This is a genomic window from Shewanella baltica (assembly GCF_900456975.1).
Taxonomy (GTDB): Bacteria; Pseudomonadota; Gammaproteobacteria; order Enterobacterales; family Shewanellaceae; genus Shewanella; species Shewanella baltica.
Window position 1 is genome coordinate 3,777,579 of the sequence record NZ_UGYM01000002.1, and the last position, 23,116, is coordinate 3,800,694.

Annotated in this window: 17 protein-coding genes; 6 read left to right on the top strand and 11 right to left on the bottom strand. The window is 48.0% G+C overall.

Annotated elements, in window-relative coordinates:
* Positions 1-89: 89 nt before the first annotated feature.
* The 3 genes from putA to DYH48_RS16900 all read left to right on the top strand — a co-directional run bounded on the left by putA (position 90) and on the right by DYH48_RS16900 (position 4,572).
* On the top strand, positions 90-3,284 hold the full coding sequence (gene putA, locus DYH48_RS16890) for a bifunctional proline dehydrogenase/L-glutamate gamma-semialdehyde dehydrogenase PutA (protein WP_172481204.1): 3,195 nt from the start codon (positions 90-92) through the stop codon (positions 3,282-3,284).
* Positions 3,285-3,558: 274 nt separating this feature from the next.
* The gene (locus tag DYH48_RS16895) at positions 3,559-4,302 is read left to right on the top strand and encodes a DUF599 domain-containing protein (RefSeq protein WP_006082936.1); all 744 of its coding nucleotides are present in this window, start codon (positions 3,559-3,561) and stop codon (positions 4,300-4,302) included.
* A 93-nt stretch (positions 4,303-4,395) separates the two neighbouring features.
* Positions 4,396-4,572, top strand: coding sequence for a helix-turn-helix domain-containing protein (locus DYH48_RS16900; RefSeq protein WP_006082937.1), 177 nt, complete (start codon positions 4,396-4,398; stop codon positions 4,570-4,572).
* 342 nt (positions 4,573-4,914) lie between these two features.
* On the opposite strand, the gene cyaB is transcribed toward DYH48_RS16900, so the two are convergent.
* The 3 genes from cyaB to cydD form a co-directional block, all read right to left on the bottom strand.
* The gene (gene cyaB, locus DYH48_RS16905) at positions 4,915-5,502 is read right to left on the bottom strand and encodes a class IV adenylate cyclase (protein ID WP_115335416.1); all 588 of its coding nucleotides are present in this window, start codon (positions 5,500-5,502) and stop codon (positions 4,915-4,917) included.
* Positions 5,503-5,595: 93 nt separating this feature from the next.
* Positions 5,596-7,347, bottom strand: coding sequence for a heme ABC transporter ATP-binding protein/permease CydC (gene cydC / locus DYH48_RS16910; RefSeq protein ID WP_115335417.1), 1,752 nt, complete (start codon positions 7,345-7,347; stop codon positions 5,596-5,598).
* The gene (cydD, locus tag DYH48_RS16915; RefSeq protein WP_115335418.1) at positions 7,344-9,296 is read right to left on the bottom strand and encodes a heme ABC transporter permease/ATP-binding protein CydD; all 1,953 of its coding nucleotides are present in this window, start codon (positions 9,294-9,296) and stop codon (positions 7,344-7,346) included. The genes cydC and cydD overlap by 4 nt, the downstream gene beginning before the upstream one ends.
* 279 nt (positions 9,297-9,575) lie before the next feature.
* Here cydD and DYH48_RS16920 point away from each other — a divergent pair, with 279 nt between their 5' ends.
* The gene (locus tag DYH48_RS16920; protein WP_115335419.1) at positions 9,576-10,094 is read left to right on the top strand and encodes a type II secretion system protein; all 519 of its coding nucleotides are present in this window, start codon (positions 9,576-9,578) and stop codon (positions 10,092-10,094) included.
* 113 nt (positions 10,095-10,207) lie between these two features.
* Here the strand turns inward: DYH48_RS16920 and DYH48_RS16925 are convergent, their stop codons facing one another.
* Complete coding sequence (locus DYH48_RS16925; protein ID WP_063883831.1) at positions 10,208-11,254, bottom strand: DUF3626 domain-containing protein; 1,047 nt, start codon at positions 11,252-11,254, stop codon at positions 10,208-10,210.
* Between the two features lie 584 nt (positions 11,255-11,838).
* Between DYH48_RS16925 and DYH48_RS16930 the strand changes: the two genes are divergently transcribed.
* Positions 11,839-13,386 carry a DEAD/DEAH box helicase gene (locus DYH48_RS16930; RefSeq protein WP_006082943.1) on the top strand — a complete coding sequence of 516 codons (1,548 nt, stop codon included), beginning with the start codon at positions 11,839-11,841 and terminating at the stop codon, positions 13,384-13,386.
* A 209-nt stretch (positions 13,387-13,595) separates the two neighbouring features.
* On the opposite strand, the gene DYH48_RS16935 is transcribed toward DYH48_RS16930, so the two are convergent.
* The 7 genes from DYH48_RS16935 to DYH48_RS16965 form a co-directional block, all read right to left on the bottom strand.
* A complete protein-coding gene (locus tag DYH48_RS16935) occupies positions 13,596-14,681 on the bottom strand; it encodes a hypothetical protein (RefSeq protein WP_115335420.1) in 1,086 nt (361 codons plus the stop codon).
* Positions 14,682-14,964: 283 nt separating this feature from the next.
* On the bottom strand, positions 14,965-16,341 hold the full coding sequence (dbpA, locus tag DYH48_RS16940; RefSeq protein WP_011847678.1) for an ATP-dependent RNA helicase DbpA: 1,377 nt from the start codon (positions 16,339-16,341) through the stop codon (positions 14,965-14,967).
* 327 nt (positions 16,342-16,668) lie between these two features.
* A complete protein-coding gene (locus DYH48_RS16945) occupies positions 16,669-17,526 on the bottom strand; it encodes a pirin family protein (protein WP_115335421.1) in 858 nt (285 codons plus the stop codon).
* Between the two features lie 506 nt (positions 17,527-18,032).
* On the bottom strand, positions 18,033-18,875 hold the full coding sequence (locus DYH48_RS16950; protein ID WP_115335422.1) for a bifunctional transcriptional activator/DNA repair enzyme AdaA: 843 nt from the start codon (positions 18,873-18,875) through the stop codon (positions 18,033-18,035).
* 11 nt (positions 18,876-18,886) lie between these two features.
* Positions 18,887-19,651 (bottom strand): SDR family oxidoreductase, encoded by a 765-nt coding sequence (locus DYH48_RS16955; protein WP_115335423.1) that lies wholly within the window; start codon positions 19,649-19,651, stop codon positions 18,887-18,889.
* Positions 19,652-19,835: 184 nt separating this feature from the next.
* Positions 19,836-20,024, bottom strand: a complete 189-nt coding sequence (locus DYH48_RS16960; RefSeq protein WP_006085974.1) for a hypothetical protein — start codon at positions 20,022-20,024, stop codon at positions 19,836-19,838.
* A gap of 686 nt (positions 20,025-20,710) precedes the next feature.
* Positions 20,711-20,914: a YheV family putative zinc ribbon protein gene (locus DYH48_RS16965; RefSeq protein ID WP_012088350.1), complete on the bottom strand. Its 204-nt coding sequence runs from the start codon at positions 20,912-20,914 to the stop codon at positions 20,711-20,713.
* Between the two features lie 253 nt (positions 20,915-21,167).
* Between DYH48_RS16965 and DYH48_RS16970 the strand changes: the two genes are divergently transcribed.
* A complete protein-coding gene (locus DYH48_RS16970; RefSeq protein WP_006085975.1) occupies positions 21,168-23,081 on the top strand; it encodes an ABC transporter ATP-binding protein in 1,914 nt (637 codons plus the stop codon).
* Positions 23,082-23,116: the final 35 nt, after the last annotated feature.

Below are 23,116 nucleotides of genomic sequence, written 5' to 3' on the forward strand. Positions count from 1 at the left end.
CGCGCAAACCTTCATATTGTATACAAAATATCAAATGCGTTTGGCGCCTCCCAATTTGTTTCAACAATAGCGCCCCAATAACGGCCAAGATGGAAGCGATAACTATGTTCAAAGCGAGTGAAGTGCTGGCAGGCCGCTACGATTCTGCCAATCTCGACGAACTGTTCAAAGCGATCAGCGACAACTACATTGTCGATGAAGAACAATACTTGTCAGAGTTGATCCAACTAGTTCCCTCAAGTGATGAAGCCATAGAGCGCGTCACTCGTCGTGCCCACGAACTGGTTAACAAGGTTCGTCAATTCGATAAAAAAGGTTTGATGGTTGGCATAGATGCCTTCCTGCAACAGTACAGCTTAGAAACACAGGAAGGCATTATCCTGATGTGTTTAGCCGAAGCGCTGCTGCGTATTCCCGATGCGGCCACTGCCGATGCACTGATTGAAGATAAGCTTTCAGGCGCTAAGTGGGATGAGCACATGAGTAAGAGTGACTCTGTACTCGTTAACGCATCGACCTGGGGCCTTATGCTCACGGGTAAAATTGTTAAGCTCGATAAAAAAATCGATGGCACCCCAAGCAACTTACTGAGCCGCTTAGTTAATCGTCTCGGCGAGCCAGTGATCCGCCAAGCCATGATGGCCGCGATGAAGATCATGGGTAAGCAGTTCGTGCTGGGCCGCAACATGAAAGAAGCCCTGAAAAACAGCGAAGACAAGCGTAAGTTAGGCTATACCCATTCATACGATATGCTGGGCGAAGCGGCGTTAACTCGCAAAGATGCAGAGAAATACTATACCGATTACGCCAATGCGATCACTGAGCTCGGTGCTCAAAGCTATAACGAAAATGAATCACCGCGCCCAACGATTTCAATCAAGCTATCGGCATTGCACCCACGTTACGAAGTGGCCAATGAAGACCGCGTTTTAACTGAACTGTACGACACAGTTATCCGCCTGATTACACTGGCTCGCGGCTTAAATATCGGTATTTCTATCGATGCTGAAGAAGTCGATCGCCTCGAGTTGTCACTGAAACTGTTCCAAAAACTGTTTAATTCAGAAGCGGCAAAAGGCTGGGGATTACTCGGTATTGTGGTTCAAGCTTACTCTAAGCGTGCCCTGCCCGTACTGGTTTGGTTAACTCGCCTTGCGAAAGAGCAAGGAGATGAAATCCCCTTACGTCTGGTAAAAGGCGCCTATTGGGATAGCGAACTGAAATGGGCCCAACAAGCTGGCGAAGCCGCTTACCCACTTTACACTCGTAAAGCCGGTACTGACGTTTCTTACCTCGCCTGCGCCCGCTACTTGTTATCGGATGCGACTCGCGGCGCTATCTACCCACAATTTGCTAGCCACAATGCGCAAACCGTTGCGGCGATTTCAGATATGGCGGGCGATCGTCACCATGAGTTCCAACGCTTACACGGCATGGGACAAGAGCTGTACGACACGATTTTGTCGGAAGCTGGCGCCAAATCGGTACGTATTTATGCGCCCATCGGTGCCCATAAGGATCTACTGCCCTACTTAGTGCGTCGTCTGCTGGAAAACGGGGCCAACACTTCGTTCGTCCACAAGCTCGTTGATCCTAAAACCCCAATCGACTCATTAGTGGTGCATCCGCTAAAAACGCTGACGGGCTATAAAACCCTGGCTAACAATAGAATCGTTTTACCTGCCGATATTTTCGGTAGTGATCGCAAAAATTCCAAGGGACTCAATATGAACATCATTTCCGAATCTGAGCCATTTTTCGCGGCAATAGAACAGTTTAAAAATACCCAATGGCAAGCAGGCCCTCTGGTTAACGGCAAAACCTTAACCGGTGAGCACAAAACCATAGTCAGCCCATACGACACCACCCAAACAGTGGGTCAAGTAGCCTTTGCCGATGATGCGGCCATAGAACAAGCACTCGCGTCTGCTGAAGCGGCGTTTGCCTCATGGGCACGTACGCCGGTTGAAACCCGTGCCTCTGCGCTGCAAAAACTCGCTGACTTATTAGAAGAAAACCGCGAAGAATTGATCGCCTTGTGTACCCGTGAAGCGGGCAAGAGCATTCAAGACGGTATCGACGAAGTACGTGAAGCCGTTGATTTCTGTCGTTACTACGCAGTACAAGCCAAGAAAATGATGGCGAAGCCTGAACTGCTTCCTGGCCCAACAGGAGAGCTGAACGAACTGTTCCTCCAAGGCCGCGGCGTATTCGTGTGTATTAGCCCGTGGAACTTCCCATTGGCCATCTTCCTCGGCCAAGTGTCTGCGGCATTAGCGGCAGGTAACACAGTGATCGCGAAACCTGCGGAGCAAACCTCGATTATTGGTTACCGTGCAGTACAACTTGCTCACCAAGCAGGTATTCCTGTTGAGGTTCTGCAATTCCTACCAGGTACGGGTGCGACTGTGGGTAGCGCAATTACAGCCGATGAACGTATCGGCGGCGTATGCTTTACCGGTTCAACTGGCACTGCAAAACTGATTAACCGTACACTGGCCAACCGTGATGGCGCGATTATTCCTTTAATCGCCGAAACTGGTGGTCAAAATGCCATGGTAGTGGACTCAACCTCACAACCTGAGCAAGTGGTTAACGATGTGGTTTCATCGTCATTCACCAGCGCGGGTCAACGCTGTTCAGCATTGCGCGTACTCTTCCTACAAGAAGACATCGCCGATCGCGTGATCGAAGTGCTGCAAGGCGCGATGGATGAATTAGTGATTGGCAACCCAAGCTCAGTGAAAACTGACGTAGGCCCAGTGATTGACGCCACCGCCAAAGCCAACTTAGATGCGCACATCGACCACATAAAGCAAGTCGGTAAGCTTATCAAGCAAATGCCGCTGCCTGCTGGCACTGAGAACGGTCACTTCGTTTCGCCCACTGCGGTTGAAATCGATTCGATTAAAGTGCTTGAGAAAGAACACTTTGGCCCAATCCTGCACATTATTCGCTACAAGGCTGCAGAGCTAAGCCAAGTGATCAACGAGATCAATAGCACAGGCTTTGGCTTAACCTTAGGCATCCACAGCCGTAACGAAGGCCATGCCCTTGAAGTTGCAGATAAAGTGAATGTGGGTAACGTCTACATCAACCGTAACCAAATCGGCGCTGTGGTGGGTGTACAGCCTTTCGGCGGTCAAGGCCTGTCTGGTACTGGCCCTAAAGCCGGTGGCCCACACTACTTAACCCGTTTTGTGACTGAAAAGACTCGCACTAACAATATCACCGCCATCGGTGGTAACGCGACGTTGTTATCACTGGGTGATGGCGAAGAATAAACTCGCGCACCTAATAATGCCTGCTAAAAAGCCAGACTGAGTCTGGCTTTTTTATTGGCTGCGGTTTATCTCTTACAAAGATGTATTCCTAAACCTCAGGATGAAATATCTAGCCTTTAATATCGAACGAGTGCGAGCTAGCTCAAATTTTTAATCCTTGTGATTTCAAAGCACTTGCGGGGGATTGCGTACGGCTGATAAAAGCCCTCATAATCACACAGTAATTGAGCTTGATGGTTTTGACTTCTACTTTTGACTTTAAAATAAGGTGGCTATGACATTTTCGCTGTTAGATATTTCTGCATTGGTGTGGTTTATCGTTTCTTGGGCTGGCTATACCGCCTTTGCCCGTCGTAAGGCGAAAGATACCGACTGTATTGCCCGAGGTCTGCATAAGCATAGAATTTACTGGATGCTTGAGGTGATGACCCGCGGCGTGCGTGTGGGTGATGCGGCGCTGCTGGCCAACCTTGAGCGCAATATTGCCTTTTTTGCCTCGACCACGCTGTTTGTACTCGCGGGTGTGCTGACCTTATTTGCACAAGTTGAGCGACTAGAAAGTGTTATTGCGACGATTCCCTTCGCCACACCACCGAATCATGCGCTGGTGCAAGTCAAACTTGCTTTGCTAGTCAGTATTTTTGTGATGGCCTTCTTCCAGTTTACTTGGTCGATGCGCCAATACGGTTTTGTGAACGTGATGATAGGCGCCGGTCCTTTAGACAGCGATGGCTCAAACGACAATCTCAAAGCCTACGCAAGGCAGATGGCGACGGTACAAGATCAAGCGGCGCACTCCTATAACTATGGCTTACGCGCCTATTACTTTTCGATGGCAGTATTGTGCTGGTTTGTACACCCGATACTCTTTATCTCGGCGAGCTTATTTGTGGTCGCAACCTTATATCGCCGCGAGTTTAAGTCCCGCGCAGTACTAGCGATCACAGCGGCAAAAGGGCATCTGCAAATAGAGAGTCAAGTGCGGGAAACGGCACGCAACCATAAAATAGAATCATAACCTTAGCGGTTTAGGTCGCAGGTATCATCTTGGTTGAAATTATTGTTCTATACTCTTTGGGTTATGTTTCTATTGAAATACTGGGAGAGTGCTATGAGCGATAACTTATTAACCTTAGATGAAGTGTGCAAAATGTTAGATAAAACACCTGCGACCATCAAACGTTTCGCTCGGGAGAATTTACTCTCGAGTGTTCAAGATGGTGACGAATTGAAATTTCCTGAAGCGGAAGTGAAACGCTATCTCGCCTTTTCACAACGCTTAGGCTAAAACGCATTTGGCAATTAACGGCAAATAAAGCGGGGTAACCGCTGCTTAAATCGTTTGATTTTGAGTTTGAGTTTGAGTTTGTGAAAGTGGCTTGAATGTAAATGCGATGCTTAAGTTTAAATACAAGGCTTAAGTTTAAGTCGTCGATAGCGAGTTAAAACAAACCTTGAATGCGATATGGACAGTGACGCTCAAAGGGATTTGAACTTAGCCATAGCGGTTTGTTGCGAGAGATTGCTTAGCCGGATTTAGCATCCGGCCATTAAACTTACACCGCTAAACTTTAAGCTATTAAACGTTAAGCCATGAACTTTAAGCTTTTAATCCAACAAGATTGAACCATCACTGATCATTTAAAGCCTGCTGCAACTGCCGATAGGATAACAACTCCCGCTGCGTTTCACTTAAACCCAAATCGGCGGCGAGTTGTTGTAATTGCGCTTCATACTTAGGCAACAAGGTTTCATCGTTAGTCATAATCGCAAGCTCGGCAAAATCTCCTAAGCCTTCGAGATGATCGATTGTTAGATGAAATTCACCGAGAAAATAGATACTGCGGCGCTTTTTAATTTCCAGTACGCACTCATAACCTAAGGTATGCAGCATACTTTTTGCCTTGGGCGCTTCAGTGATATTAACGGCTTCACAGCGGTCTTTTTCCGGCCCTTTCACTATCCACAGCATAATCCCCGATGGCTGCATCTCACGGATACACAAGCTCTTGTGTTCGCCTTTAAGTGATTGTGATGGCAGATCAAAGTAACAGTCATGCTCAAGATTATCTTCGAGCATGATCTCAGGATTTCTCATCTGTAAGGCAGAGAGAAAAGCGTGGCGATCCAATAAGCGATATTTAAGCTCGACCTCAAATTTACCATTAAAATGGGCATTGATTTGTGGGGCTAATGCTTCTGGCATCGCAGGGTTCATCGATTTATATCCGCTTTTAATGGGTAAAATATATCGCTATTCATCATATTGAACGTCAAAGGTTTGAGCGTTAAAGGCTTGAATACAGGAGGCTTAAGCGAGTCTTTGGTATAAGGCCTGATACTCTGCACTGTCTTCAATTAAGCTCTGGTGAGTGCCAGACGCAATAATCTTACCCTGACCGAGTAGATGAATGTGATCCATCTTCGCCATAGCAGTTAAACGATGGCTAATCATCAGCAAGGTTTTATCCTGAGCAAATTCAAATAGTAAACTTAAAATTTCCCGCTCGGTACGTTTATCTAGCCCTTCAGTCGGCTCATCGAGCAATAGCAGCGGCGCATCACGCAGCAGCGCTCTTGCAACACCAATTCGGCGCTGCTCGCCACCCGAAAGCTGACGTCCACCTTCACCAATCCACATATCCAGCGGTTTATCACCCGTGAGTAAAGCGCCAAGTCCAACCCGCTGTAACACATCAATCAAGCGCGCGTCGTGGGCCGTGCGTTTCTCGTCTTCGATAACAGGTAGCGCTAATACTAAATTTTCCCGCAAGGTGCCCGCAAACAGATAGATGCGTTGGCTAATCACAGTTATCGCATCCCTAAGGCCGCGCTCGCTGTAATCTGAAAGAGGAAGACCATCGAGCTTGATGTGCCCTTGCTGGGCTTGCCATTCGCGGGTAATCAGCGCCAGTAAGCTCGACTTACCGCAACCCGTTGGCCCAAGTAGCGCGACTTTTTGCCCCGCTTTTATCTCAAGGGACAAACCTTGCAGCACGTGTTGATCGTCTCGATAACCAAAGTGGATATCTTCAATCTGCAATGCGCCAGATTTTGCCCTCAGGCCAGTATCGGCAACAAATTGAATATCGGCCTCTTGTTCAGTGATTTCATTAATCCGTGTCGCCGCCAATACGCAGCCAGACAAATGCTGAAACGCGCCCGCAATCGGCATCATCATCTCAACGCAGGCCATAGTGGCAAACACCATAAGCGCAAACATGGGGCCCGGCGGCACCGCATCACCCACACCTTGAGCGGCTAAATACAGCATCATGATCAAGGCTGAGCCAGTGGAGAGGATCAACATGGCTTGGCTGAGCGCTGTGATATTGGCCATCGCACTTTGACTGCGAAACAGCTCTGTCTGCGCATCATTCAGTTTTTGCCTGAATCTGTCGTTGGCGCCAAATAGGCTGAGCTCGGCTTGGCCTTGCAACATATCCAATAATTGCACCCGATAATGGCGCTTGGTTTCGAGCATAGTCCGGCTCGGCGCGTGTCCAAGGCGATAAAATAGCAGTGGTATCACCAGCCAAACGGCGACTAAAAATAGGCAAAGACTGAGGGCAAGTTTGGCATCGAACCAAGCGAGAAATAGATACAAGAGCCCAGTCATCAGCAGTGATGCCGCCATAGGCGTGAGCAGTCGCAGATATAGATGATCGAGGGTATCGATATCGGCAACTAAGCGATTAAGCATGTCGCCACGGCGTAGCCCCTGCAGATTTTTAGCACTGAGCGGCAAGAGTTTACGCCACGCCCAAACACGAAGCTCAGTCAGCAACTTAAAGGTTGCCTCATGGGTCGCTAAACGCTCGCCATAACGACTGGCAGTACGGGCAATTGATAAGAAACGCACGCCGCCCGCAGGAGTGAAAAAGTTAAAGGACTGCGCCGTGACTATCGTCAAACCCGCGACCGCGGTAGCAGAAAGAAACCAGCCCGACAGTGACAGTAAACCTATACCAGCCATCAAGGTGATGATGGTCAGCAGCAAGCCCACGGACATCATCAGCCATTGGCGCGAGAACAATCGAATAAAGGGGATTAGCACTTTCATTGGGCCTCTCCTTTAGTAAGCTCTGCGGCACTGTCGAGTGGAGCATCACTGTTAAGCGGCGTATCACTGGCGCTGGTCGGTAAAGGCACAAGTTCAATATCCGCCACGGACTCAATATTCTCACGCAGCAAGGTTTGGAATAAGCCGTGCGTGTTAGACAAAGTGATAAAGTCGCCCCGCTGTACTATCAAGCCTTTATCGAGCACAAGAATAGTATCCATTTGATCTAACTGATCTAATCTGTGGGTTACCATAATGCACATCTTACCCGTCATGGCCCGATTTAACGCAGAACTCACCGCCTGCTCACTCTGGCTATCTAAGCTGGCCGTAGGTTCATCAAGGACAAACAAACTCGCCTTTTGCCCAAGCGCCCTTGCCAAGGCAATACGCTGGGCTTGACCGACGGATAGACCGGAAGATTGCTCACCGACTGGCGAGTCTAAGCCCAAAGGCTGCGACTTAAAGAACTCGGCAATATTCGCCGCGGTCAGCAAGTGCCAAATCTTATCGTCAGACATAGTCGGATCTGCCAAGGCAACGTTATCCCGTACTGTGCCGTGGAATAACTGCGGCTCTTGTCCAAGCCAAGCTAAATGTTGTCGCCACTGGGATAAATCTAATGCCGATAGCTCATGACCATTAATCAGCAAATTACCCTTATAGGGCAAAAATCCCAGTAAGGCATTAAGTAAACTGGTTTTCCCCGCACCGCTTGGGCCAACTAAGGCTAAACGTTGATTGTCTTTTAATTCAAAACTCAGCGGGCCGAGTAAACGCGTGCCATTAACACTAAACACTTCAAGATGATCAGCACTCAGGGTTTCTATGCTATTGATACGCACTTGGCCGACAAACTCAGGTTCAGGATGTTCGAGCAAGGTAATCAAGGCTTCCGCGGCGCCGATGGCCTGCGCCTTAGCGTGGTAATGAGTGCCCATATCCCGCAGCGGTTGATAAAACTCAGGGGCTAAAATCAGAATAAACAGCCCAGTAAACAGGCTAAATGGAATACCGACTATTTGAGGATCTGTACTTGAGCTGATATTGGCATGGGCGCCATAGTGGCCAAAATCTAAGTGACCTAAGTAACTGAAACCAAAATAAACCGCCAGCACAGCAATCGAAACCGCCGCAAAAAACTCTAATACCGCCGAGCTTAAAAAAGCCATGCGCAGTACCGACATAGTGCGACTACGGAACTCTTCCGAAGCAGTGGCGATTACCTTTAGCTCAGCATCACCACGGTGGAAGAGTTTCAACGTGCTTAAGCCTTTTAATCTATCCATAAAGTGGCCGCTCAATCTTACAAGCGCACTGAAATTCTTGCGATTGGCATCGGCAGCGCCCATGCCAACTAAGATCATAAACATAGGGATTAACGGCGCTGTGAGTAACAGAATTAAGCCTGCCGCCCAGTTAATTGGGAAAACCGCCGCTAAGATGAGGATGGGAATAAAACCAGCAAGGCTGATTTGTGGGAGGTATCTGGCATAAAAGTCTTGTAAATCTTCGACTTGCTCTAACACTATGCTGGCCCAACTGCCTGCGGGTTTACCTTTAATAAATGCCGGACCTAGCTTAGTCAACTTGTCCATCACTGCCGCGCGGATATGACCACGAAGGCGCTTACCCGCCTCAAAACTGGCGCGTTCACGTCCATAAGCCAGCAAGGCGCGCAGTAACATCAAGGCGATTAACGCAATAAAATGAGGAATATAAGTATCAATACTCACGCTGGAGCTGACCATTTGGGCATTGTCAGTTAGCGGTACGACTTGCTGCCCCATGATCACGCCATCCAGAATCGTCGCGATAATATAAGCCTGCGCCACCATAGCGACGGCACTTATCATCCCAAGCCATAACGACAATTTAAGGAACAAGCCACAAGCTTTTTTCTGGGCTTTAAGCCAAACAAGAAGGGATTTTTCTAACGACTTATCCATGGTGCTCCAACAAGAAAACAATTAAGCGACTCGTAGCGGGGATCGGCTATCGATAACACTCAGTTTAAGGGGGCTTGCAACGGCTAAAAAGTTCCGATAGGGACGCAGTATCGCAGGCATCTAAAGCAGATGAAACCCTATTACAGACTTTTGCTAGCAGACTCACAAAAACGAGCTAAAGATAAACAAATCCCTGAGTTAACGGAACTTTCCCTAGCACTAGCCTGTTTGGGGAAACTTAGGTAGCATGAACATCTTTGTATTAATTATCCCCTACCTATGCCAAATAAAAATGCCGGTTTTACCCTGATTGAACTCGTTGTGGTCATTATTATTCTAGGAGTATTAGCTGTAGTTGCTGCACCTAAATTCATTAATATACAATCAGATGCCTATAAGAGTCAGCTATCTGGTGCACTGGCTTCGATGAAATCCGCCGTCACCCTATTCAAAGCTAAGTCGGAAATTGCTAACAGCGGCACCACCAATCGAGTCGTTTACGATGGGATCCGTGGCGAAAACTACCAACCTTGGGCAGCCAGTGCCAGCGGTACAGCACCAAGCGCCGCTTATACTACGCCGCCAGAGATCTTTAAGGCTGCTGGGCTCAATGTCGATGAATGGTCCTATCGAATCCATACTACTGGTGGTACCTACCAAGTCATTGCCACACCGAAGCAAAAACTGAACCTTGACACGCCGACTCAGGCGCAAGTCGAAGCGACAAATTGCTATATCGACTACAAGTGGGAAACGACGGGAATCCCCACCTATAACAAGGTCGACACAGGTTGCTAGAACGACCTTAAAGCTGAAATATAATAGAAAAACAGCGAGCTAACCTGAGGTTATCTCGCTGTTTTTGTTAGCGCCACATCTTACAATCAAACGTTTTTTTAAAAACGTAACCCTTACTGCACTGCGCCGTATTTCACTAACACATGCCAGAGTAACTTAAGTTCGTGGGCTACTTGAGCACGGTTACCGCGTTCGCGCCAATGCTGGGGTGAATGATATAAATCCCGCGCGGCCACACCTATGGCATAGGCATCGACTCTGTCTTCTATGGCAATTCGATTTGCCAGCGATGGCATAGTCGGCCCGCGAAAATCGCTGGGGATCTGCGCCGTATGTAGGCTAAAGCCATCATGATATTGCAGCTCGATATCATATCTGTCGCAAATATTGCTTAAGCTGGCGCCAATATCAGTGCCTTTAAAACTTGGATCGGCCACCAGCATGGCGATATCTTCATCGAGGGAAACATCACCGTGGATCTGCGCCTCGATATAATGATCGAGATTATTCGATAACGGCCGCTCGAAACGTGACAGCAAGGAAGCATTGAGCTGATGCCCCAAATAATGAATCACATTCAGTGGCTTAAAGTCGGATTTGCCTAAGGCATAGTGACGCTCAAAACTCTCGGTCAGCAGCGCCGCTAACACATCATCGAAGCATGATAGCGTGCCCTTCTCTTTCGGATTGCGGTACGAGTCGAGATAACAAAAGGTTGAACGTGCCATCACACTGGCGTGGGTCAGCAAATAACAGCTACCAAAACGCGGCGCGGGGCCGTCCTGCCACATGCCCAGATCGAGTGCGCCATATTTAGGCCGAGATTTAGTGCCCTTGTATACATCACCAAATAGCTGATTTTCCCAGTGATCCCGTGGACCGCCTAATTCAGGGGATAACTGACCGTTGGAAATATGGGTCTCAAACTGACTGCGGTATTGACCATCGCGCAGCAAACCTTCGGCCACTGTCATACCACGGCTGTCGATTCTATCGGGGTGAAAATGCAGCGCAATTCGGCCGCAGTTAAGTAATTGTTTGAGGGCGAGTTGCATCTCATGCATGGGGATGTTCGACATCTGCTGCACATTTTTAATCACAGCGACGGCCTGTTCACTGCGACCTCGAGCAAGGCGTTCAATATGCTGTATCGCTGTCATAATCCACCTATAAATGAGAGGCGTTTAACCGTTTCCCGCGTTAGCTCATCCTAAAATAAACACGAGAGTAATCGCAAGCTTGCAGAGAATAGATATTGATGAATTCTACTCCTATCTCCTTGAGTTTATACCACTCAAATTAATCTAGCGTGATCTACCGCTAACTCACTCTAATTTTTAGATAAAAAGAGCAGACGAGTTAACTTTAAACCGGCCTGTTTAGTTGATTGAATCAGCCTGATAGCCATACTGTACATTTGGTGAGTCCATTAGGCTCAACCGCACCCCAAAATAACAGTAAAAGTGCGCCCACAAAGCCTCTACCAATACAAAACGGGCACTTCGTAGGACGCAGATTCGCCCTCAATAAGCTCAAATTCGGCTGAGGAAACTTGCGCCTAAAAGATAAGCGAGACCGAGTGAAAGCCGCTGACAAGCGATTTATGTGCCAATATGAATGAAACCCTATGTAAAAGTCTTTATTAGATGGCACTTAAAGCCCTGATCCTGTAAGCTGCACGCCCGCCAGCAGACCTGGCTATTGACCATAAATGCAGCAAAGCGTTGCCACAAGAGACCAATCTATGAGTTTTACCTCCCTGGGCTTATCGGCCCCGATACTTAAAGCCGTTGCCGAACAAGGCTACGACACACCTTCGCCAATCCAAGCTCAAGCAATTCCCGCTGTGCTTCAAGGCAAAGATGTGATGGCGGCCGCCCAAACAGGAACAGGTAAAACAGCAGGTTTCACCCTACCTATGCTCGAACTCCTGAGTAAAGGTAACCGTGCCCAAGCAGGCCAAGTGCGCGCATTAGTGTTAACTCCGACACGCGAATTGGCGGCTCAGGTTGCAGAAAGTGTTGAAACCTATGGTAAGAATTTACCACTGCGCTCAGCGGTAATATTTGGTGGCGTGCCTATCAATCCACAAATCGCGAAATTGCGCCACGGTGTCGATGTATTAGTCGCCACACCAGGTCGATTGATGGATCTGTACAATCAAAAAGCGGTGAAATTCAGCCAGCTTGAAATCTTAGTATTAGATGAAGCCGATCGCATGCTCGACATGGGCTTTATCCGCGACATCCGTAAGATCCTGGCCATTTTACCTAAGCAACGCCAAAACCTGATGTTCTCAGCCACCTTCTCCGATGAAATTCGTGAACTGGCAAAAGGCTTAGTGAATAATCCGGTCGAAATTTCGGTTACGCCACGTAACGCGGCGGCGACCACAGTAAAACAATGGGTTTGCCCAGTCGATAAGAGCCAGAAATCGGCACTGTTGATCCAGCTCATCAAGCAAAACGATTGGCAACAAGTGCTGGTATTCTCGCGCACTAAACATGGCGCTAATCGTCTGGCGAAAAGCCTTGAAGATGCGGGTATTAAAGCCGCCGCTATCCACGGTAACAAGAGCCAAACAGCGCGTACTAAAGCCTTGGCCGACTTTAAAAATGGTCAAGCTCGCGTACTGGTTGCAACCGATATCGCTGCCCGTGGTTTGGACATTGACCAATTACCACAAGTAGTTAACTTCGACTTACCGAACGTGCCAGAAGATTATGTGCATCGTATCGGCCGTACTGGCCGCGCTGGCGCATCGGGTCAAGCCGTGTCACTGGTGAGTAACGAAGAAATCAAACTGCTGAACGATATCGAGCGTTTGATCAATCGCGTATTAGACCGAGAAATGGTTGAAGGCTTTAACCATGTATTGCCTGAGTCACGTTTAGGTGGCGGCGGAAAAAGCAGCGGTAAATCAGTACCAAGCCGTAGAAATACCCGCAGCTCAAACCAACCTAGCTCACGCGATGGTGCCCCAAGAAGCGCCGAGCATAAAGACGGTCAACGCAGCGGTGACGTCGCGCGCGGCCACAAGCCGAACGACAAGAATCCAAGACACAGCGGTGAAGCCAGTAGCGCACCTCGTGCTGATTCAGCCAAACCACGTCCAGCACGTTCAAACGATGGCCGTGCGAATAGCGCAGGCGCTAGTCGTCCAAGTGAAAGCCGTTCAGGCGCTGGCGAAAATCGTGGCCAAGCGGGTGAGAACCCTTACGCCAATGGCCCAAAGAAAAACACCCGTCGCCCAAATAACGGTGCGAGTCGTCCAAGAAATTCACAGGATTAATGCACACGCTGAGCGAACTCGCTTGGCGATTTAGCCGCATTAAGCCCTAAAAAGAAACGCCCAACTCCGCATGGAATTGGGCGTTTTTGTTTGTCTTTGTTTATATATTCAACAAGCTGCACAATACGTTTAGCGCGTTATCCACACTTTGACCAATAACTCGCTTGAACAATCACCACTTTAAACAACAGCCTAAACAATAAGCTAAGTTAATTCGCCTTAATATCTGGCAACTGCTGCAGGACTTCATCCGTAAAATAGGGTTCATCTTCAACCCAAAAAATGTAGTCTAGCCCTAGGTAGTTTTGTGCAAAATCCAGCAGATCAGGCACAGTATTCTTTTTACCTGTCTTGGGATTAATCTGCCGCAAATTACCGTCTTGCACCGCCATACCTTTCACCAATGCCGCTGGATATTCTTTAATAAAGGCGTAACTCTGTCCCATATGGCCTTTACGATATGGCATTAAATCTGGGCCACCTACGCCCATATTGAGCGCTTTGGCTTGCGCAAATAAGCCTCGCATATAGCCTTTGTCATTCCATGGTAGCCATTCGTCTGGTAAAAAGTTCAAATACACCATAGCGGTTGAATGCTGAAATGACTCAGCTAATACCTGCATGTTTTCGCCAATCGCATCGATATAGTCTTTAGGATTAAAATCACTGGGGAACGTGGTTGTTCCGTCGGCGTTTTCAGTCCCCACTTCAATTGAGCTTTCACTAAAGTTAATACCAGTGATTTTCCCATCAAACTCTTGGCCTAGCTGGCGCACCAATTGCTGATAACGCGCACGTACTGCAGGCTCCCACATTTTGGCAGACCAACCATATTCGTCATCCGTCACAGGTTTATTGGGATCACGCTCTGGCGCGCTCAGCATGCTTTGCTTCAACACACCGCCTTGATAAATCGGATCATCGAGTAAATACTGAGGCACGTTAAACCTCGGCGTAAAAGATTTATCTTGCAGCTGGATCCACAATTTTTTGCCTATCGAATCGAGATACGCAATATCGGCCTTAATCGCGCTGAAATCATATTCGCCCTGCTTAGGCTCTAAACTGCGCCAAGTATAAACAATCTGCGCACCGCCAAAACGGGGATCGCGCAGCGCCTTGTCGGCACGAATATTTTCTCCGTTGGCCTCACGATGGTTAATGTAGATGAAGTGCTGTAACGGTTGCGACGCTGGCTGAGACTCTAATTGCCGCTCTGGTTGCAACTCTGGTTGAATTGATGCACCGCTCGCTGCGCTCAAGAAGATACTTAGTAAAATAGTCCTTCGAAACATAAATACTCCAAACCGATGCACGCCTTATCACCTGACAAAGCTGTTAATCTGCTCATTTATTTTTTACTCAGAATCACTTCTACCACAGGCAAGCTGAGGGGCATATTAATTAAGCAGGCGAATACAAAGTGTTACTTAACTGCCCACCTTAATTAGCATTTAAAAAACAAAAAGACTCAGTCATTGCATTAATCACACCCAATAAAAAAGGGAATAAACCTGAGTTCATTCCCTTTAAAGGTGAAGTGAATTAAATCGAGGTACGATTCAACTCAAGCTAAGCTTACTTCATTGGCCAAGCGCGGTAAGATTTACCTTTAATGCGGCCGCCAGTAATTTTGTTCAGTGCTTTCTTGGCAACCTTACGATTAACGGCCACATAGGCGCGGTAATCGGTCACTTGGATTTTACCCACCTGCGAGCCTTCGATACCGTTTTCGCCCGTCAGCGCGCCTAAGATATCCCCTGGACGCAGTTTTTCCTTCTTACCGCCATCGATCTGCAGAGTGATCATGGTTGGCGCTGCAGGCGTGTTGCCGAGCAGGCTTTCTGATGGTAGTGATTCGCTGGTGATTTCGCGCTCTAAATACTCTTCTAACAAGGCAATTTTGTAACCGTCTTGGTCGTTATAGAAGGTATAAGCGGCGCCTTTACTGCCCGCGCGGCCAGTACGACCGATACGGTGAATGTGCACTTCGGTGTCGTAGGCGACGTGATAGTTAAACACGGCATCCAGTGCATCGATATCTAAACCACGGGCGGCAACGTCGGTCGCCACTAATACACAGGCACTCTTATTAGCAAATTGCAGCAGGGTTTCGTCCCTGTCTCTTTGCTCTAAATCACCGTGCAAAGCCAATACGCTGAAGCCTAAGCCTTCAAGCTCATCGGCCACTTTTTGGGTTTCGCGTTTAGTGTTACAGAACACCACAGCGCTTTCAGGCTTATGTTCTAACAACAATAATTGCAGCGCTTGCATGCGCGCCTTGTCATCGTCTAAGTGATAAAAATGTTGGGCGATGCTTAAGCTGTCGTGATTACCTTCAACTTTAACCATGCTTGGGTCATACATGATTTGCTTAGCAATCGATTGAATTTGCTCCGGGAACGTCGCGCTGAATAGCAACGTCTGACGCTCACGTGGCGCTTGTTCGATGATCGCATCGAGGGCGGGTTGGAAACCCATTTCTAACATGCGATCGGCTTCATCGAGTACTAACATGTTGAGATTGCTTAAATCTAAGCGATTGCGATCTAAGTGATCGACGATACGACCAGGCGTACCCACAATAATGTGTGCGCCGTGTTCCAGAGAGCCAACCTGTGGCCCCATAGGCACGCCGCCGCAAAGTGTCAGTACTTTAACGTTATGAATACCACGGGCAAGGGTACGGATTTCCTGCGCCACTTGGTCGGCCAACTCGCGGGTTGGGCATAATACTAAAGTTTGAATACGAAAGCGTTTAACGTCTAACTTGTTCAGTAATCCTAAGCCGAAGGCGGCCGTTTTACCCGAGCCAGTTTTACCCTGACCTATCACATCCTGCCCCGCTAAAATGGGTGGCAAACTTTGCGCCTGAATTGGCGTCATCTCGTTGTAGCCCATAGAAGAAAGGTTCTCAAGCAGTTCGGGTTTTAGCTTAAGAGTCGAAAAAGCCATTGATGGATTAGGCTTAGTATCAGAGTTGCTCAAGGTGAATATCCTGTGGTGGGTAACGAAGCGGCTGCTAGGTTACTGAAATTGCGTTACTTATCGATTTAACTGGTCTATCAAGATTCAGGCTAGCTTGAGTTAAGAATAAAGCGCTAGGCTCGCTCAACCCAAAAGCATGGCTATTGTAGCAACAAAGCGCGGCTTTTGCCTCAAGTCCTTAAGCAATAGAAATAGCGGGCGTGAACAGCAACAAAAAAGCCCTGTAGGAATACAGGGCTTAGGGCTAATTTAGGTTTGGGTTTAGAATTAGCTCAGCGCGGCTGATTTAACAAATTACGCGATTTGGCCGAAACGCCCTTCTTGATAATCGCGAATCGCCTGCTGAATTTCCGCTTGGGTGTTCATTACAAATGGACCCATCTGGACGATTTTTTCACGGATAGGTTTACCGGCAAACAGTAGCATCCCAGCGCCGCGCTCATCGGCTTTAAGCTTAAGCACACTTTGACTATCGACCACTAAAAACTCGCCCTCATGGTATGACCACTGTGAATCTTCACCCTTGCTTAAGTCACCTTGGTACAAGTACAAGGCGACAAACTCATGTTGAGACAAATCAAGCGTGGCCTCAGCGTTTGGCGCTAGGCTCAAATCAGCAATGGCAGCCTCACCCGCTAATCCTTGGATAGCCGCACTAATCAGTGGTTGATCTTTAAAGCCCCAATCACCCGCTAAGGCTTTTAAGCTAGCGCCAGTGTTATTGGTCGCTTCAACGCTCGCGCTACCCGCAGTATCTTGATACTTCGCTGGACGCAGCTTGTCTTTGGCGGGCATGTTGACCCAAATTTGGAATCCATGCAGACCATCGACAGCATCGGCCAGCGGCATTTCAGAGTGCACTACTCCGAACCCCGTACTCATCCACTGCACATCGCCGGCACGAATCGCCTTCACATTGCCCATTTGGTCACGGTGCTCAAAACCGCCCTTACGAATATAAGTGAACGTCTCCATTCCGCGATGGGGATGTGCAGGGAAACCGCCAATAAAGTCTTGTTCATCATCGGATTTTATTTCGTCGATCATCAAGAAAGGATCAAATTTAGTCGTCACAAAATCGGCGACACGGCGAATATTGACCCCATCACCATCCATCGCGGCTTTAGCGGAAAACTGACTTAATACTTTCATTGCTGCTCTCCTATCGGTTGAGCAAAGCGGTGCATGAAAAGCCAAGATCATACGGCTAAGACAAGACGCAAACGCTTTGCTGATGGAGGCAGAATAACAAGGAAGTTTACAAAAGAATAACGCGAAATCACGGCCTAAACATTCGATAAAATAGAACGGTAGGCAGTTGATATCCACTCACACAGGTTGGCCATAGCATTGACTCGTCGACTCACAGACTGTCCGTTCTTGGATGCTCGACCGCCCTGTCTGATGTGAAAGGATTCACAAATGCCGCGATGGCATGGACGCCAAAGAGCGGCCATCGGGCGGTCGCCTCGCTAATCACCATGGCTCACCGTTTTGGCTTTAGCGTAACCTGTAGATTTAAAAGACATACGCAACACACTTTTTGGACGAAAGCTTCTTAGTGCGAATACTCTAATATGTAACTTTCGGATTAAGATTTCTATGGGTAACGCTCGCCATCAGCCGAGCGATGTACGAGCGTCGGTTGCATGGCATTGTTATAGCGCAACCGGTTCATCACGCATTTTTTCCCATGTTTGAACCATCAGCTTCTTGGTTGGTCCCCAGCGATACCCCCCCAGCGCGCCACTTTGCTGGATAACCCGGTGACAGGGGATCAGCAAAGCAACTGGATTTGCTCCAATAGCGTTACCAACAGCCCTTGCAGACCTAGGTGCGCCGAGTGATCTGGCGACTTCGGCATAGCTGGCCACAGCGCCCGGTGGTATTTTCAACAAAGCACGCCACACGGCGATCTGGAAATTTGTCCCTGTCACATGGAGCGACAGCGGACCTTGCCCGGAAGCTGTGTCACTGCTAAAAAAGGCATCAATAGCGTGTCGCGTAGATGCCAAATTTTCTCTGATCGAACTAAGAGGCCAATCGTTATGCAAGTCATCCAGTAACTCTTCCATGCTATTGAAGTCCATAAACGCTGCCCGGCAAACACCACGCAGGGTTACAGCCACAAACATGGGCCCCAGTGGGGTCGGATGGACTCCATACTCGATCTGTACGTCCTTACCTCGATTTTTATACTCGCCAGGTGTGACGGCTTCCAGCTGCACAAAGTGATCATGCAACCTTGAACTGCCGCTTAATCCAAGCTCATGTGAGACATCAAGCAAGGAGCGGGAATTATCCAGCAATCCTTTGCCCCGCTCCAATGTCAGGACCTGTAAAAAGCGCTTCGGCGTAGTACCTGCCCAACGACAAAACAGCCTTTGAAAGTGATAAGGACTCAGATGCACATGGGCGGCTATCTCTTCAAGGCTAGGCTGATCAATTGCCCGCTCAACCAAATAGGCCATAGCGCTTGCGATTCGGTCATAGTCTGACATGGGCCGGCCTCTCAAACACGATTTATAGATACACCGCCATCGACCAGCATTGCAGATCCCGTGGTGAAGCTGGAGGCATCGGAGGCAAGGTACAAGGCAGATTGGGCAATTTCATCTGGTGTCGCCATACGCTTAAGAGCATGCAGATTATGCACAAATGCCAATGCTTCTGGCGTATTGGCAAACTCACGTCCTGCCGGCGTATCAGTACCACCGGGCAAAAGGGCATTGACCCGGATATTCTGGGGGCCGTGCTCGGATGCCAGCACCTGAGTAAGTCCAATCAATCCCGCCTTACTGGCTGCGTAGGCTGCCATGCCTGGCATACCTGCGGTGTAACCAACGAAGGTAGAGGTGAAAATTAACGAACCTCCTTTTCGGGCAGCCATGGCAGGCAACTGGTACTTTGCGCCCAAAAATGCGCTGGTTAAGTTGATCGCAATAACTTGATTCCAGTCCGTGAGCGACATCTCCGGGACAGGGCCCATAGCACCCAGAATGGCAGCATTGTTAAAAGCGATATCCAGGCCTCCAAAGTGGCTTACTGCCTTATCTACCAAAGCCTTGGCAAAAGCTTCTTCGCTAACATCACCGGCAAGCGCCAGTGCCTGCCCACCTTCCGTGATGATTAAGTCCACCAGGTCATCAAGCTCCTTCTGTCGCCTTGCAGCCACCACTACGGCAGCACCTTCTCTGGCAAAAAGCTTCGCGGCTGCGTAACCAATGCCGGTACTGGCACCGGTAACAATAGCGACTTTGTTGGCAAGTATGTTCATCGTTATTCCTCTAGGGTCTGCTTGCTATAAAAGGGCATCTGCCCGAACAGAAGCTATATTAGGAGGCGAAATAATTACTGCCGACCCGAATCTTGCTGTATTTCAATTGCGCTATAACGCCCAAAGCCGCTGCGCGGTACACGTCAGTTGCCTTTGTTTGTTATATACCTTGCGTAAAAACTTATCAGGCTTTTGATTTGCCATTTTTTGCCAATAAAAATAAGCCAGTTATTGGCGCAAAAAACCATCCCATAAAAAACCATAACCAAGCACTTCGTTTAGTATTTTGTGCCCAATGAGCGCAAAAAATACCAAATAGGAATTGAACCAAGCTAACCGTTGCGTAGGCATTTTCTGCAAAACTAACTTCCATTTAAAAAGTACTCCTAATCTCATTGGTATATAACGTCTTAGTATTTATGCGCTGCGCTGTTTACCTCATTAGGCCGGTGAAAACGCGCACAGTTAACTGATTGTATTGCAAAGAAGTTATCAGCTTTACTTTAAATACGCACCTAGAAAAACGCTCATGCGCGTTTTTCAAACCTAACACCCACTTAATTAAATATGCAAGACATTGATTTTGATAGAATTAACTTGAGAAAAAATGAGAAGACGCGCACAAGTGCAGGATAAAAATCGTTCAAAATCCTTATGATTTGAATACGACTGTATAATTATCCAGTTTTTTGATGGGCAGTAGTGAATTACATCACACAGGCGTAACGATGAAAATGTCTAAGACAGAAAGTACGTTCGTTATAGCTCTACTGACAACTTGTTAACTCGTTTTGGGGCAATAACTTTTTAGCTGAACGAACAGCCAAAGGGTTAGTGTAGATTGGTATTGTTGCACCAGTGACCTTCTAAAACAGGAATGCTCTAGTTGAGTCCTCAGGGATACTTCTTTTAAAAGAAATAGGCGGCGAGTCACTGGGAAACAATAACAATTCATGCTGCACAACTGACGAGACCGTTATCTTGAATGGTTAGCCAAGCTTTAGAATGTGACCTTAAAAGTGGTCACATTCAGATTCTCACTTGAATTGAATCTTCAACCTAATCCGGTTTAAATACGCCGATTACAGCGCCGGTGGCTTTTTCTGTGACCTTTTCATCGGTTTGCTGTTCACGGTAATCACACTCAGTACATTCAACGGTTTCGATGCCGTTTTCCTTGTAGAGTAAAATGCTGTCTTTGGCGCTGCATTTTGGGCACTTAGCACCGGCTACGAAACGCTTTTTGATTTTAGTGTTTGTCATAATAGATAGAGGACCAGATAGCAGGGCCAAGGGACTCGGCCGAAGAAATTGCCGCTATTTTGCCACACTGATGATTGAATACCAGCGTTACCTGAAAGTATGAGGCCTTAGGTCGATGTGATGCAATTCGCTGAAGATCGTCCTGAAAAGTCGAATAATTGTCCGAGTTATCGGGTCAGGCTGTGGTTTGAAACTGGGTTGTACGCTATTATCTGTGCCCTGACGAATTCACGTTCTAACCAAGTTGTAGTCAATGATCAGCATCAACCAAGCGCAATTAATCCGTGGCAGCAAAACCCTGCTAGATGAGACCTCTCTCACGATTTATCCCGGCCATAAGGTCGGTTTAGTCGGTGCCAACGGCACAGGCAAATCTTCACTGCTCGCATTAATTTTAGGTCACTTAAGCCTAGATAAAGGTGAATTTAGTCTGCCTTCTGGCTGGCAAATTGCCACTGTGGCCCAAGAAACCCCTGCGCTCGACGTCTCGGCACTGGAATATGTGATCGATGGCGATAGCGAATATCGTCAATTAGAAGCGCTATTACACAAGGCCCAAGAAGATAACGACGGCAATGCCATCGCACTCTTACACGGTAAAATCGACGCTATCGGTGGTTATGCGATTCATTCGCGCGCGGGTTCATTGTTAGCGGGTCTGGGCTTTAGTGAAGCCGATCAAAGCAATCCAGTGAAAAGCTTTTCGGGCGGCTGGCGTATGCGCCTCAACTTAGCCCAAGCGTTACTGTGCCGCTCTGACTTATTGCTCCTCGACGAACCCACCAACCACTTAGACTTAGATACCATGTACTGGCTCGAAGGTTGGATTAAGTCCTATCAAGGCACGCTGATTTTAATCAGCCATGATAGGGACTTTATCGATGAAATCGTTGATGAAATCGTCCACGTTGAAAATCAAAAACTCAATTTCTACAAAGGCAATTACAGTGCCTTTGAGCGCATTCGTGCCGAACGTATGTCGCAGCAACAGGTTGCCTTCGAACGCCAACAAAAAGAACGTGCGCACATGCAGTCTTTCGTTGACCGTTTCCGTTATAAGGCGAGTAAAGCCAAACAAGCGCAGAGCCGCTTAAAAGCGCTAGAACGCATGACTGAGTTGTTGCCGTCTCAAGCCGATAGCCCCTTTTATATGGAGTTTCGTGCTCCAGAAGCCCTGCCCAATCCGCTGATTAAGATGGAGCAAGTCGCGATCGGTTATAGCGATAAGCCAATCCTGAGCAAGGTGCATTTAAACTTAGTACCGGGTGCGCGTATTGGTTTGCTTGGCCGTAACGGCGCAGGTAAATCGACATTAATCAAGCTGTTATCGGGTCAGTTATCGCCAATGACAGGTTTGTATGAACCTAATCCTGGCGTCAATATCGGTTACTTTGCCCAGCATCAAATCGAATTTTTGCGCCTCGACGATACGCCGATGCAGCATTTAGTGCGTCTGGCGCCCAATGCCAGAGAGCAAGAGCTACGCAACTTCTTAGGCGGTTTTGGTTTTAACGGCGATATGGCTCTCTCACCTGTACGCCCCTTTTCTGGCGGCGAGAAAGCCCGTTTAGTGTTGGCGCTATTAGTTTGGCAACGCCCTAACCTATTGCTGCTCGATGAACCCACCAACCATTTAGACTTAGAGATGCGCCACGCTCTAACGATGGCATTGCAAACCTTTGAAGGCGCTATGGTTGTCGTCTCGCATGATAGGCATTTACTGCGTTTAACCTGTAGTGATTACTACCTGGTCGATCAAGGTGAAGTGCGCGCCTTCGACGGTGACTTAGACGATTATCACCAATGGTTGCTCGATGCGGCGAAAGCCAACTCGAATCAAAACAGCACCAGCGACGAGATCAAACCTGCCGCCGATAAAAAGCAGCAAAAACGCCTCGAGGCCGAAATCCGCCAAAAGGTATCGCCGCTCAAGCGCAAACAAACTAAGTTAGAAACCGAACAGCAAAAGCTGAGCGAACGCCTCGCCGAGCTTGAACACTTGCTGGCCGATAGCGAATTGTATGATCAAGATAACAAAGCCAAGCTAACCTCGGTACTAACCGAACGAACGAGCTTGACGCAAACCTTAGAAGACAGTGAAATGCAATGGCTCGAGTTGCAAGAAGAGATAGATGCAATGGAACTTGAGGTCATGGAGCAACAATAACTCCAGCATTCTTTTAAATAAAAGTCAGTAGCAGC